The 12311-nt window shown below is 67.8% G+C and carries 13 protein-coding genes; 5 read left to right on the forward strand and 8 right to left on the reverse strand.

Annotated features, from left to right (window positions below; genetic code table 11):
• Positions 1-18: 18 nt before the first annotated feature.
• The gene (gene mnmA, locus CBM2594_RS14025; RefSeq protein ID WP_116357355.1) at positions 19-1104 is read right to left on the reverse strand and encodes a tRNA 2-thiouridine(34) synthase MnmA; all 1086 of its coding nucleotides are present in this window, start codon (positions 1102-1104) and stop codon (positions 19-21) included.
• On the reverse strand, positions 1101-1592 hold the full coding sequence (locus tag CBM2594_RS14030) for an NUDIX hydrolase (RefSeq protein WP_174076838.1): 492 nt from the start codon (positions 1590-1592) through the stop codon (positions 1101-1103). The genes mnmA and CBM2594_RS14030 overlap by 4 nt, the downstream gene beginning before the upstream one ends.
• A 255-nt stretch (positions 1593-1847) precedes the next feature.
• Here CBM2594_RS14030 and CBM2594_RS14035 point away from each other — a divergent pair, with 255 nt between their 5' ends.
• The 5 genes from CBM2594_RS14035 to CBM2594_RS14055 all read left to right on the forward strand — a co-directional run bounded on the left by CBM2594_RS14035 (position 1848) and on the right by CBM2594_RS14055 (position 6727).
• Entirely contained in the window at positions 1848-2969 is a 1122-nt protein-coding gene (locus CBM2594_RS14035) for a Re/Si-specific NAD(P)(+) transhydrogenase subunit alpha (RefSeq protein WP_116357356.1), read from the forward strand.
• A 59-nt stretch (positions 2970-3028) separates the two neighbouring features.
• Positions 3029-3391 carry an aspartate 1-decarboxylase gene (gene panD, locus CBM2594_RS14040; RefSeq protein WP_012353832.1) on the forward strand — a complete coding sequence of 121 codons (363 nt, stop codon included), beginning with the start codon at positions 3029-3031 and terminating at the stop codon, positions 3389-3391.
• A gap of 257 nt (positions 3392-3648) precedes the next feature.
• Positions 3649-3990 (forward strand): NAD(P) transhydrogenase subunit alpha, encoded by a 342-nt coding sequence (locus tag CBM2594_RS14045; RefSeq protein ID WP_116337828.1) that lies wholly within the window; start codon positions 3649-3651, stop codon positions 3988-3990.
• On the forward strand, positions 3990-5465 hold the full coding sequence (locus CBM2594_RS14050; protein ID WP_116357357.1) for an NAD(P)(+) transhydrogenase (Re/Si-specific) subunit beta: 1476 nt from the start codon (positions 3990-3992) through the stop codon (positions 5463-5465). The genes CBM2594_RS14045 and CBM2594_RS14050 overlap by 1 nt, the downstream gene beginning before the upstream one ends.
• A gap of 215 nt (positions 5466-5680) precedes the next feature.
• A complete protein-coding gene (locus CBM2594_RS14055) occupies positions 5681-6727 on the forward strand; it encodes a response regulator (protein WP_116357358.1) in 1047 nt (348 codons plus the stop codon).
• Between the two features lie 27 nt (positions 6728-6754).
• Here CBM2594_RS14055 and CBM2594_RS14060 read toward each other — a convergent pair whose 3' ends face one another.
• The 6 genes from CBM2594_RS14060 to CBM2594_RS14085 form a co-directional block, all read right to left on the reverse strand.
• Positions 6755-8008, reverse strand: a complete 1254-nt coding sequence (locus CBM2594_RS14060) for a THUMP domain-containing class I SAM-dependent RNA methyltransferase (protein WP_116357359.1) — start codon at positions 8006-8008, stop codon at positions 6755-6757.
• A gap of 63 nt (positions 8009-8071) precedes the next feature.
• The gene (locus CBM2594_RS14065; RefSeq protein WP_116357360.1) at positions 8072-8677 is read right to left on the reverse strand and encodes a 2-hydroxychromene-2-carboxylate isomerase; all 606 of its coding nucleotides are present in this window, start codon (positions 8675-8677) and stop codon (positions 8072-8074) included.
• Between the two features lie 54 nt (positions 8678-8731).
• The gene (locus CBM2594_RS14070; protein ID WP_115661204.1) at positions 8732-9154 is read right to left on the reverse strand and encodes a CopD family protein; all 423 of its coding nucleotides are present in this window, start codon (positions 9152-9154) and stop codon (positions 8732-8734) included.
• A gap of 50 nt (positions 9155-9204) precedes the next feature.
• Positions 9205-10485 (reverse strand): glutamate-5-semialdehyde dehydrogenase, encoded by a 1281-nt coding sequence (locus CBM2594_RS14075; protein ID WP_116357361.1) that lies wholly within the window; start codon positions 10483-10485, stop codon positions 9205-9207.
• Between the two features lie 198 nt (positions 10486-10683).
• Complete coding sequence (gene holA, locus CBM2594_RS14080; RefSeq protein WP_116357362.1) at positions 10684-11742, reverse strand: DNA polymerase III subunit delta; 1059 nt, start codon at positions 11740-11742, stop codon at positions 10684-10686.
• Positions 11743-11765: 23 nt separating this feature from the next.
• The gene (locus CBM2594_RS14085; protein WP_116357363.1) at positions 11766-12281 is read right to left on the reverse strand and encodes an LPS-assembly lipoprotein LptE; all 516 of its coding nucleotides are present in this window, start codon (positions 12279-12281) and stop codon (positions 11766-11768) included.
• Between the last annotated feature and the right edge of the window lie 30 nt (positions 12282-12311).

The following is a 12311-nucleotide window of genomic DNA, read 5'->3' on the forward strand; positions in this document are numbered from 1 at the left end:
GTGTTTTGCTGATCGCGCTTACTGGATGATGCCGCCGCCCAGGCACACATCCCCGTCATACAGCACCGCCGACTGCCCCGGCGTCACCGCCCACTGCGCCTCGGCAAACCGCAGCGTCAGCGCATCGCCCTCCACCGCCTGCACCGTGCACGCCGCATCGCTCTGGCGATAGCGGGTCTTGGCCGCCATCGCCGCGCCCACTGCCGGCGGCTCGCCCGCCACCCAGGACAGGTCCGACGCGGTCAGCACCGGCGTCAGCAGCCACGGATGGTCGTGGCCCTGCACCACGTAAAGCGTATTGTTCGCCATGTCCTTGCGCGCGACATACCAGGCGTCGCCGTTGCCGTCGCGGCTGCCGCCCAGGCCAATGCCCTTGCGCTGGCCCAGCGTGTAGAAGGCCAGGCCGATATGCTCGCCGACCACCTTGCCTTCAGGCGTCTTCATCGGCCCCGGCCTGGTCGGCAGGTAGCGGTTCAGGAAGTCGCGGAACGGGCGTTCGCCGATAAAGCAGATGCCGGTCGAGTCCTTCTTCTTCGCGTTGGGCAGGCCGATCTCGGCGGCGATCTCGCGCACCCGCGTCTTGGGGATCTCGCCCAGCGGGAACAGCGTGCGCGACAGCTGCGCCTGGTTCAACCGGTGCAGGAAGTAGCTCTGGTCCTTGGTATGGTCCAGCGCCTTGAGCAGCTCGAAGCGGCCGGCCGCGTTCCGGCGCACGCGCGCATAGTGGCCGGTGGCGATGGTGTCGGCCCCCAGCGACATGGCATGGTCCAGGAACGCCTTGAACTTGATCTCGGCATTGCACAGCACATCCGGGTTCGGCGTGCGGCCGGCCGAGTATTCGCGCAGGAAGTCGGCGAAGACGCGGTCCTTGTATTCGGCGGCGAAGTTGACCGCCTCGACATCGACGCCGATCAGGTCGGCCACCGAGACCACGTCGAGCCAGTCCTGGCGCGTGGAGCAGTATTCGCTGTCGTCATCGTCTTCCCAGTTCTTCATGAACAGGCCGATGACCTCGTAGCCCTGCTGCTTGAGCAGCCACGCGGTGACCGACGAGTCGACCCCGCCGGACATCCCCACCACGACACGCTTTGCGGCACCGCTCACGGCTGCGCCCCCGCCTGCAGCACCGAAGGGTGCGTGTACAGCGCGTCCAGCGCAAAGCGCTTGCCGGCCAGGTAGTCGTCGACGCACGCCATCACCAGCGGCGAACGGTGCCGTTCCGGGCACGCGCGCAGCTCGTCGGCGCCCATCCACACGGTACGCACGATGCCGGTGTCGAGCTGGCGGCCGGCGTCGAGCGAGCCCAGGTCGCCGGTAAAGGCGAAGCGCACGTAGGTCACGTCGCCGCCGGTGCGCGACGACAGCGAACGGCCCATGTAGCAGCCCAGCAGCGCGCGCGGCTCGAAGGTGTGGGCGGTCTCTTCCAGGGTTTCGCGGATCACGGCGCGGATCAGGCTTTCGCCCGGATCCAGGTGTCCCGCGGGCTGGTTCAGGCGCAGCCCGTCGGCGGTTTCCTCTTCGACCAGCAGGAAGCGGCCGCCGCGTTCGATCACGGCGGCAACGGTCACGCTGGCATTCCAATCGCTTGACATGATGCTCAATTTTTAGGCAATCCCGCATTCTACCGGTTGCGGGCCCATCGTGCAGCGCGGCGGCGGACTCGGGCATGGTATGACGGCGGGCGCGGCAATCGCCGACCGGCCGGTCACCATTGCATGTCAGATTCCTGTAAGCTGCGGAAAAATTGTGCGCTGCGGCTTAAACCCCCGGGTCGGTCCGGCAGCGCACACGGGCCAGACGTCGGTCCGCCTAACCAGACAAGACGCCAGCTAAAGGAGAAATCGACGATGTACATCGGCATCCCGCAGGAGACGCGGGCCGGCGAGACTCGCGTCGCCGCCACCCCGGAGACCGTCAAGAAATACGTCGCCCAGGGCCACAAGGTGGTGGTGCAGGCCGGCGCCGGCCTCAGTGCCAGCCAGCCCGACAGCGCGTATGAGGCGGTCGGCGCCACTATCGGCAGCGCCGCCGACGCGCTCGGCGCGCAACTGGTGCTGAAGGTGCGCGCGCCCGATGCCGCCGAACTGGCGCAGATGAAGCCGGGCGCGGTGCTGGTCGGCATGCTCAATCCCTTCGATGCCGAGAACAACGCGCGCATGTCCGCCGCCAACATCACCGCCTTCGCGCTCGAAGCCGCGCCGCGCACCACGCGCGCGCAGAGCATGGACGTGCTGTCGTCGCAGGCCAATATCGCCGGCTACAAGGCCGTGCTGGTGGCCGCGCACCACTACCAGCGCTTCATGCCGATGCTGATGACCGCCGCCGGCACCGTCAAGGCGGCGCGCGTGCTGATCCTGGGCGCCGGCGTGGCCGGGCTGCAGGCGATTGCCACCGCCAAGCGGCTGGGCGCGGTGATCGAAGCTTCCGACGTGCGCCCCGCAGTCAAGGAGCAGATCGAATCGCTGGGGGCCAAGTTCCTCGACGTGCCGTTCGTGACCGATGAAGAGCGCGAGATCGCGCAGGGCGTGGGCGGCTATGCGCGCCCGATGCCGCCCGACTGGATGAAGCGCCAGGCAGAACTGGTGCACCAGCGCGCGATCCAGGCCGACATCGTCATCACCACCGCGCTGATTCCGGGGCGCAAGGCGCCGGTGCTGCTGCAGGAGGCCACCGTGGCGCAGATGAAGCCCGGCTCGGTGGTGGTCGACCTGGCCGCCGCGCAGGGCGGCAACTGCCCGCTGACGGTGGCCGACGAAGTGGTCAACCACAACGGCGTGATCCTGATCGGACATACCAACCTGGCCAGCATGGTCGCGGCCGACGCCTCGGCGCTCTATGCCCGCAACGTGCTGGACTTCCTCAAGCTGGTCGTCGACAAGGACGGCCAGTTCACGCTCAACCTCGAAGACGACATCGTCGCCGCCTGCCTGATGTGCAGGGACGGCCAGGTCGTGCGCGAGGCGGCGTAACTCCAACGGGCGCAGCGCGCCCACTGCTTTCGCTTCAGATATATAAGGACGTATCACCCATGCAACGCATCATGCTCCGCGCCAAGCTCCACCGCGTCACCGTGACGCAGGCGGACCTCAACTACGAGGGTTCGTGCGGCATCGACCAGGACCTGCTGGACGCTGCCGACATGAAGGAGTTCGAGAAGATCGAGCTGTACAACGTCAACAACGGCGAGCGCTTCTCCACCTACATCATCAAGGGCGAGCGCGGCAGCGGCGAGATCTCGCTGAACGGCGCCGCCGCGCGCCGCGCGCATCTGGGCGACCAGCTGATCATCTGCACCTATGCGCCGATGACCGACGAGGAAATCGCCACGTACAAGCCCAAGGTGATCCTGGTGAACGAGAAGAACGGGATCAAGGAAATCAAGAAGGTCTGAGCATCGACCGCTGAGGGTTTTCTCCCCTCTCCCGCTTGCGGGAGAGGGGCCGGGGGAGAGGGCCGGCGTTGGCAAATGCGACGGCCTGTACTTCGTGGCGGCTCCCGCCCTCTCCCCAACCCTCTCCCGCAAGCGGGAGAGGGAGCACGCCACCGGCAATTCAAGAGCCACGGCCGGTTGGCGTGCCCCGCCGTAATACTGCAAAAACAACATAGCAACAGCAGCATCCCGGTTTCAAAGCAACGGAGGAGAAGTCGATGGAGATGGTGAACCACACGGTGATCAACCTGATCATCTTCGTGCTGGCGATCTACGTGGGTTACCACGTGGTCTGGACGGTCACGCCGGCCCTGCATACGCCGCTGATGGCGGTGACCAACGCGATCTCGGCCATCATCATCGTCGGCGCGATGCTCGCCGCGGGCCTGACCGAAGGCGGGGTCGGGCGCGTGATGGGCACGCTGGCGGTGGCGCTGGCGGCGGTCAATGTGTTCGGCGGGTTCCTGGTCACCCAGCGCATGCTGGAGATGTTCAAGAAGAAGGAACCGAAGGCCAGGGCGCCCGAGGGCAAGCCGGCACTGGCCAAGGAGGGCGCGTGATGGCGGGCCTTGTCAGCATGAACCTCGTCACCCTGCTCTACCTGGTGGCCTCGGTCTGCTTTATCCAGGCGCTCAAGGGGCTGTCGCACCCGGCCTCGGCACGCAAGGGCAATGCCTTCGGCATGATCGGCATGGCCATCGCGGTAGTGACCACGCTGGTGCTGATCATCAAGCTGAAGAACGAGTTCCTCGCGGCGGGCACGGCCCAGTCGTCGGTGGGCACGGGGCTGGCGCTGATCTTTGCGGCGCTGGTGGTGGGCGGCGGCATCGGCGCCTACGTGGCGCGCAAGGTGCAGATGACCAAGATGCCGGAACTGGTCGCGGCGATGCACTCGCTGATCGGTCTCGCAGCGGTGTTCATCGCGGTGGCGGCGGTGGCGGAGCCGGCGGCGTTCGGCATCAGCCCGGCCGGCTCGCACCTGATCCCGCTGGGCAACCGCATCGAGCTCTTTATCGGCTGCTTCGTCGGCGCGATCACGTTCTCGGGCTCGGTGATCGCCTTCGGCAAGCTGGCCGGGCGCTACAAGTTCCGCCTGTTCCAGGGCGCGCCGGTGGTGTTCGCCGGCCAGCACATGCTGAACCTGGCGCTGGCGCTGGCCATGGTCGGCTTCGGCATCGCGTTCTTCATGACGCAGGAATGGCTGCCGTTCCTGGTGATGCTGGCGATCGCCTTCGTGCTGGGGGTGCTGATCATCATCCCGATCGGCGGCGCCGACATGCCGGTGGTGGTGTCGATGCTGAACTCGTACTCGGGCTGGGCGGCGGCGGGCATCGGCTTCTCGCTGAACAACCCGATGCTGATCATCGCCGGCTCGCTGGTGGGTTCGTCCGGTGCGATCCTGTCGTACATCATGTGCCGCGCGATGAACCGCTCGTTCTTCAACGTGATCCTGGGCGGCTTCGGCGGCGACGCGTCGGCAGGCGCGGCGGCCGGCGCGCAAACGCAGCGCAACGTCAAGTCGGGCTCGGCGGACGACGCCGCCTTCCTGATGGGCAACGCCGAGACCGTGATCATCGTGCCGGGCTACGGCCTGGCGGTGGCGCGCGCCCAGCATGCGCTGAAGGAACTGACCGAGAAGCTGTCCGAGAAGGGCGTGACCGTGAAGTACGCGATCCACCCGGTGGCGGGCCGCATGCCGGGCCACATGAACGTGCTGCTGGCCGAGGCCGAGGTGCCGTACGACCAGGTCTTCGAGATGGAAGACATCAACAGCGAGTTCGGCCAGGCCGACGTGGTGCTGGTGCTGGGCGCCAACGACGTGGTCAACCCGGCGGCCAAGAACGATCCCAAGTCGCCGATCGCCGGCATGCCGATCCTGGAGGCGTACAAGGCCAAGACCATCATCGTCAACAAGCGCTCGATGGCCGCCGGCTACGCGGGTCTCGACAACGAGCTGTTCTACATGGACAAGACCATGATGGTGTTCGGCGACGCCAAGAAGGTGGTCGAGGACATGTTCAAGGCGGTCGACTAAGGCCCCCGGCCGGTCCGGCCCGCGCCCCCCGGCGCGGGCCATCGCCCGCCGGCCCTTCCGGAACAAGGGCCGGCCTCCCCTCGCGGCCCGCCGCAGGCCGCCTGGCCGCAAGGCGTGCCTTGCAAGGCAGCCATGGCGCGCTATACTGGCCTGCGAATACGCACGCTGGCTTGCCACTTGCGCCAACGCCTGTGCCAACCCCTGCCCGCCGCTCCATGACCTTCAATCCGCACGACAGGAATCTGTCGGTCTTCCATCACCCGGTCCTGACTGTCCTTGTGGATGACAGCAAGTCTTTCATCGACAGCCTGGCGTTCCAGATGGATGCCGCGCGCGGGGTGATCACCTTCACCGACCCGCGCGAAGCGCTGCAGTGGATCCGCGAAGCCTATGCCACCCGCTTCCCGGGCTTCCTGCCGGTGCGCGTCACGCACGACGACCTGACCTTCCTGACCGAGCGGCGCACGGTACAGCTGGACATCGACCGCATCTACCGCCAGATCCACGACGTCAACCGCTTCCTGCAGCCGGGCGTGATCGTGGTCGACTATTCGATGCCGCAGATGGACGGCCTGGAATTCTGCCAGGCGCTGCAGGACCTGCCGTGCAAGACCATCCTGCTGACCGGCACCGCCGACGAGAGCATTGCCGTGCAGGGCTTCAACCACGGGCTGATCGACCGCTACGTGAAGAAGCACGACAGCAATATGGTGGAGCGGCTCGACCAGGAAATCGAAGCCATGCAGCAGGCGTACTTCGCCACGCTGTCGCGCACGCTGCGCGAGCTGCTGACGCGGCATTCGTTCTCGTTCCTGTCCGATCCGGCCATGACCGAGCGCGTGCGCCAGCTGACCACGCGCTACGGCTTTGTCGAGTACTACCTGTACCCCAACCCGGCCGGCATCCTGCTGCTGACCGCGCAGGGCCACGCCACGCTGATGGTGATCGAGACCCGCGCCGGACTGATGACGCAGGTGGAGTCCGCCGAAGCCTACGACGCCCCGGCCGCGCTGATCGAGGGCCTGCGCGAAGGCCGGCTGGTGCCCTACTTCTGGCCCGGCAACGGCATGTACACGCCGGCCTGCGTCGATTGGGAACAATACTGCCTGCCGGCCGAGCGCTGCGAAGGCAGGGAAGAGTTCTTCTACGCGCTGTTCGACCTGCCGCGCCACATGCTGCAGGAGCCGGTGGTCAGCCTGCAGAGCTTCCTGGCGGATTTCAGCCGCAATCCGGACGCGCTGACGGGGCGCAAGCGCCCCTGACGCCACAGTCCCGGCGCCTGGCCGGGTTCAGTCCGCCTGCGGCGCCCGGTTGGCGCCGCGCACCATGTCGAAACGGAACAGCCGGCACTCGATATTGCCGTTGTAGAGCGGCGTGCGGCGCGATTCCTTCAGCCGCAGCCGGCGCGGAAAGCCCAGGTCGCCGGTAAACACCCACGCCTGCCAGCCCGCGAAATGCTGCTTCAGGGTGGTGGCAAAGGCGCTGGCGAACTGGTTGGCGGCGGCCTCTTCCACCTCGTCGCGCGGCAACTCGTCTTCCGGCGCGCGGCGCTGCCCGCGCACCGCGATCCGCTCGCCGTACGGGGGATTCATCAGCAGCAGGCCCGGTTCGTCATAAGGCGGCTGCACGAAGCGCGCGTCGACCTGCTTGGTGCGCGCCTCGCCCGGCAGGCCGGCGCGCTCCCAGTTGGCGCGCGTGATCGCCAGCATGTCGGTGGAGATGTCGGAACCCACCACCTGCAGCTGATCGGCCGAGGCCAGCATGCGGGCGCGCTGCGCGTCCGCCTTCAGCTTCTGCCAGGCCTTGGTGTCCATGCCCTTGAGCCATTCGAAGGCAAAGCTGCGGCTGCCGCCCGGCGCGATGCCCAGCGCCACCTGCGCCGCCTCGACCAGGAAGGTGCCGCTGCCGCACATCGGGTCGTAGAACGGCCGCGCGGTCTGGCCCGGCACCCAGCCCGCCAGGCGCAGGATGCCGGCCGCCAGGTTTTCCTTCAGCGGCGCCTCGCCCTTCTCGGTGCGCCAGCCGCGCTTGAACAGCGGCTCGCCGGTGGTATCGAGATACAGCGTGCAGTCGCGCTCGGTCAGGTGGGCATAGATGCGCACATCCGGGCTGACGGTATCGACACTGGGGCGGGCGCCCACGCGCTCGCGCATGGCATCGCAGACGCCGTCCTTGACCCGCAGCGCGGTGAAGTTGAGGCTGCGCAGCGGCGATTTGTGCGACGTCATATCCACGCGCAGCGACTCGTCCGGCGAGAACCACTGTTCCCAGCGCACGCTGCGCGCCAGCGTGTAGATGTCGTCCTCGTGCCGGTAGCCGCGCGCCGCCACGCGCATCAGCACCCGGCTGGCGATGCGCGAATGCAGGTTGACCGCATAGGCGGCGGCCATCTCGCCCGAGAAATTGACGCCGCCCGGCACTTCCTGGTGCACCGCGAACGGCGCCAGCGCGGCCATGCCCGGCATCGCGGCGATCTCGCGCAGTTCTTCGGCGAGCGCGCTCTCCAGGCCGCGCGGGCAAGGGGCAAAGAAGGCTTGGGTCATGAGAGGGTTTCCTGCAAACAAAAACGTCCGCCGTGGCGGACGGGGAATTAACGGTAGCTTAGCTCAGGCCGCGGCCAGCGCGCGCTCGAGAAAGTCGAGACGGTCCTGGCCCCAGAACGGCTCGCCGTCGTAGACGTACCACGGCGCGCCGAACACGCCGGCCGAGATCGCATCCTGCGTGTTCTGCGCATAGGCGGCCTGCACCGACTGCGCCTCGCTGGCCTTGAGCAGGCCGGCGCCGTCCAGGCCGGTCTCGTCGGCGATCTGCGCCAGCGTGGCGGCATCGGCGATATTGCGCTGCTGCGCCCACACCGCCGCGCCGATCGCGCCGGTCAGCGCCATCGCGCGCGCGGTGCCGTGCGCCAGTTGCGTGGCAATGATCAGCTTGCTGGCGGCGTCGCCCGACACCGGGAAGAACGCCGGTTCCACGTTCAGCGGCAGGTTCAGGAATTCGCTCCAGCGCTTCAGTTCCACCAGCCGGTACGCCTGCCGCTGCGGCGGGCGCTGCGCCAGCGGCACCCCGCCGGAGACCGAGAACACCTTGCCCAGGTCGCACGGTTTCAGGTTCACCTGAACGTCGTGGCGCGCGGCGATGGCGCTGAAACGGGCATGGCCCATGTAGACGTACGGCGATTGCGGCGTCAGGTAGTAGTCGACCAGCTTGCTCATGTGGGTTTCCGCGACAGAATCAGGCAGCAATGTAAAGGCGAAAGGCGGCCAGCCTCAGAACGGCTTGACCACGACCAGGATCACCACCGCCAGCAGCACCAGCACCGGCAGCTCGTTGAACCAGCGGTAGAACTTGTGCGAGCGCGCATTGCGCCCCGCCTCGAACTTGCGCAGCAGCACGCCGCAGCCATGGTGGTAGCCGATCAGCACCAGCACCAGCGCCAGCTTGGCATGCATCCAGCCCTGCCCGGCGCCGCGGCCGATGCCGTAACCCAGGTACAGCCACAGCCCGAACACCAGCGCCGGCACCGCCAGCATGGTCATGAAGCGGAACAGCTTGCGCGCCATCAGCAGCAGCCGCTGCGTGCTGGCGGCATCGGTTTCCATCGCCAGGTTGACGAAGATGCGCGGCAGGTAGAACAGGCCGGCGAACCATGACACGACGAAGACGATATGCAGCGCTTTGACCCAGAGCATCGGCAGACAGACGTTCGAGAACGGTTGTTATTGTTGTTGGCGCGCGAGCGTCAGGTACGGATCTCGCCGTGCCCGAACACCACGTACTTGAGCGAGGTCAGCCCTTCCAGCCCGACCGGCCCGCGTGCGTGCAGCTTGTCGTTGGAAATGCCGATCTCCGCGCCCAGGCCGTACTCGAAGCCATCGGCAAAGCGCGTCGAGGCATTGATCATCACGCTGGCCGAATCGACCTCGCGGATAAAGCGCATGCCCGCCGAGTAGTTCTCGGTGATGATCGAGTCGGTATGGTGCGAACCGTATTCGTTGATATGGGCGACGGCCTCGTCAAGTCCGGCCACGGTCTTGACGGCGAGGATCGGCGCCAGGTATTCCAGGCGCCAGTCTTCCTCCGTGGCATCGACCAGCCCGGTAAAGCCTGCCGCTTCCAGCGTGGCGCGGGTGGCCGGGCAGACGCGCAGCTCGACGCCCTTCTGCTGGTAGATGCGGCACAGCGGCGGCAGCGCGGCGGCGGCGATGTCCTGCGACACCAGCAGCGTCTCCATGGTGTTGCACGGCGCGTAGCGCTGGGTCTTGGCGTTGTCGCAGACGCGCACGGCCTTGTCCAGGTCTGCGTCAGCGTCGATATAGACGTGGCAGATGCCGTCCAGGTGCTTGATCATCGGCACGCGCGCTTCTTCCATCAGCCGCGCGATCAGGCTCTTGCCGCCGCGCGGCACGATCACGTCGACGTATTCGGTCATGGTGATCAGCCGGCCGACGGCGGCGCGGTCGGTGGTGGCGATCACCTGCACGGCTTCGGACGGCAGGCCGGCCGCCGACAGGCCCTCGGCCACCAGCGCGGCCAGCGCGGTATTGGATTCGATCGCTTCGGATCCGCCGCGCAGGATGGTCGCGTTGCCCGACTTCAGGCACAGCGCGGCGGCGTCGATGGTCACGTTGGGGCGCGATTCGTAGATGATGCCGATCACGCCCAGCGGCACGCGCATCTGGCCCACCTGGATGCCGGTCGGGCGGAACTTCATGTTCGAGATCTCGCCGATCGGGTCGGCCAGCGCGGCGATCTGCTCCAGGCCCGCGGCCATGGTGGCGATGGCCTTGTCCGACAGCGTCAGGCGGTCGATGAAGGCCGCGTCCTGGCCGTTGGCGCGGGCGCGTTCGACGTCGCGTGCGTTGACGGCCTTGAGCTGTTCGGCATCGCGGCGGATCGCCGCGGCGATGGTCAGCAGCGCGCGGTTCTTGTCGGCGGTGGAGGCACGCGCCATCGCGCGCGACGCCGCGCGTGCCTGGCGGCCGACGCGGTCCATGTAGGGGTTGAGGTCGAGCTCGGTCATGTCGGTGGCCCTGGGGTGAAGGCCGTCAGTGTGTGTGTTCCTCCCCTCTCCCGCGCGCGGGAGAGGGGTTGGGGGAGAGGGCCGGTGCATCAACGGGCGAGATCGCCGGATCCACCGCCTGCCCTCACCCCCTGCCCCTCTCCCGCAAGCGGGAGAGGGGAGCAAACCGCCAGGGGAGCAAACCTTCGAGGCTTGCCCCTAGCGCGCAATCATCAGCGCCAGCTGCTGCAAGCCGTCCCATGGCTCGGCCGGCAGCGGCGCGCTGCCTGGCGGCGGCAGGTCCTGCAGGCCCTTGACCTGGCGGTCCAGCCGCGCGGCCAGTGCCAGTGCCGCTTCCAGCCGGGGCTGCGCCAGGCGCTGCGCGGCCTGCGGCACCAGCCGCTCGCGCGGGCCCCAGACGCGCAGCTCGCGCATCAGCACGCCCGCCGGCTTGCCCGCCGCCAGGCCTTGCCGGACCTTGGATAATACGCGAATTTCCTCGGTCAGCGCCCACAGCACCAGCACCGTGGCCTCGCCCTCGCCGCGCAGGCCTTCGAGCATGCGCACCAGCCGCGGCACGTCGCCCGAGAGCATCGATTCCGACAGCTTGAACACGTCGTAGCGGGCCACGTTCAGCACCGCGTCGTGGACCTGGTCGAAGCTCAGTTCGCCGGGCGGGTACAGCAGGCCCAGCTTCTGGATTTCCTGGTGCGCCGCCAGCAGGTTGCCCTCGACCTTGTCGGCGATGAACTGCAGCGCGCGCCGGCCCGGCTCGCCGGACTGCACGCGCTGCTGCTGCAGCGCCAGCCGTTCGCCGACCCACGCCGGCAAGCGGGTGCGGTCCACGCTGTCGACCTTGATCGACACGCCGGCGCCTTCCAGCGCCTGGAACCAGGCCGACTTGGACGCGGCGAAGTCCAGCCGCGGCAGCGTCACCAGCATCACCACGTCGGGCGACGGCTGCGCGGCCACGGCGCGCAGCGCCTCGCCGCCATCCTTGCCGGGCTTGCCGGAGGGAATGCGCAGCTCGACGATCTTGCGGTCGCCGAACAGCGACATCGACTGCTGCGCCTCGACCAGCCGGCCCCAGTGGAAGCCGCGCTCGGCCACCAGCACCTCGCGTTCGGAGAAGCCGGCCTCGCGCGCCGCCGCGCGCAGGCGGTCGACCGCTTCGAGCACCAGCAGGTGCTCGTCGCCATGCACCACGTACAGCGGCGCCAGGCCCTTGGCCTTGGCCTGCCGCAGGTGCGCGTCGAGCCCGTCGAGCTTGAGCTGCATGCCGTCAGCCTGTGCGCGCGCGCTCAGATCGCCTTGACGGCGGCGAGCCGGCGCATCAGCTGCTGCACGATGTCGCGCTGCATGTCGCGGTACAGCTGCTGCTCTTCGTAGTCCTTGGCCAGCGTATTGGCTTCGTTGTAGGTCAGGTCGCGCGTCAGCACCAGTTGCGACGGCGCGATCAGTTCCTTGCCGGCGGGGTCGCGCAGGCGGAAGGTGAAGCGCTGGGTCAGGCGGTATTCACGCACCACGCCCTCGGTCGTGATCGACAGGATGCTCTTGGTGCGGGTGTCCTGCAGCACGTCCAGCAGCGCGTCGGCCTCTTTCTGGTCGGCCACCACCTGGGTGTCCGAGCCGCCGCGGATGGCGCGGCGCAGGTCCGCGCCCATCAGCGAGTTGGGCGGGATGCCGATGTAGAGCCGCTTGAAGGCGAAGTCCGAGTTGCCGCGCATATGGAAGCCGCAGCCGGCCAGCAGGCCGGTGGCCGGCACTGCCAGCAATGCCGCGAGCACCTTGCGGCGTCCCAGGTTCAGTCGCTTCATGGTTGGCGATTCCTCTGTCAGGTTCCGGCG

It is taken from the genome of Cupriavidus taiwanensis (assembly GCF_900249755.1).
GTDB lineage: Bacteria > Pseudomonadota > Gammaproteobacteria > Burkholderiales > Burkholderiaceae > Cupriavidus > Cupriavidus taiwanensis_D.

What these genes read in the sequence shown, in the direction of transcription:
- CBM2594_RS14030 (WP_174076838.1), bottom strand. Translation starts at nt 1,592, where the DNA reads ATGTCAAGCGATTGGAATGCCAGCGTGACCGTTGCCGCCGTGATCGAA.
- CBM2594_RS14035 (WP_116357356.1), top strand. Translation starts at nt 1,848, where the DNA reads ATGTACATCGGCATCCCGCAGGAGACGCGGGCCGGCGAGACTCGCGTC.
- panD (WP_012353832.1), top strand. Translation starts at nt 3,029, where the DNA reads ATGCAACGCATCATGCTCCGCGCCAAGCTCCACCGCGTCACCGTGACG.
- CBM2594_RS14045 (WP_116337828.1), top strand. Translation starts at nt 3,649, where the DNA reads ATGGAGATGGTGAACCACACGGTGATCAACCTGATCATCTTCGTGCTG.
- CBM2594_RS14050 (WP_116357357.1), top strand. Translation starts at nt 3,990, where the DNA reads ATGGCGGGCCTTGTCAGCATGAACCTCGTCACCCTGCTCTACCTGGTG.
- CBM2594_RS14055 (WP_116357358.1), top strand. Translation starts at nt 5,681, where the DNA reads ATGACCTTCAATCCGCACGACAGGAATCTGTCGGTCTTCCATCACCCG.
- CBM2594_RS14060 (WP_116357359.1), bottom strand. Translation starts at nt 8,008, where the DNA reads ATGACCCAAGCCTTCTTTGCCCCTTGCCCGCGCGGCCTGGAGAGCGCG.
- CBM2594_RS14065 (WP_116357360.1), bottom strand. Translation starts at nt 8,677, where the DNA reads ATGAGCAAGCTGGTCGACTACTACCTGACGCCGCAATCGCCGTACGTC.
- CBM2594_RS14070 (WP_115661204.1), bottom strand. Translation starts at nt 9,154, where the DNA reads ATGCTCTGGGTCAAAGCGCTGCATATCGTCTTCGTCGTGTCATGGTTC.
- CBM2594_RS14075 (WP_116357361.1), bottom strand. Translation starts at nt 10,485, where the DNA reads ATGACCGAGCTCGACCTCAACCCCTACATGGACCGCGTCGGCCGCCAG.
- holA (WP_116357362.1), bottom strand. Translation starts at nt 11,742, where the DNA reads ATGCAGCTCAAGCTCGACGGGCTCGACGCGCACCTGCGGCAGGCCAAG.
- CBM2594_RS14085 (WP_116357363.1), bottom strand. Translation starts at nt 12,281, where the DNA reads ATGAAGCGACTGAACCTGGGACGCCGCAAGGTGCTCGCGGCATTGCTG.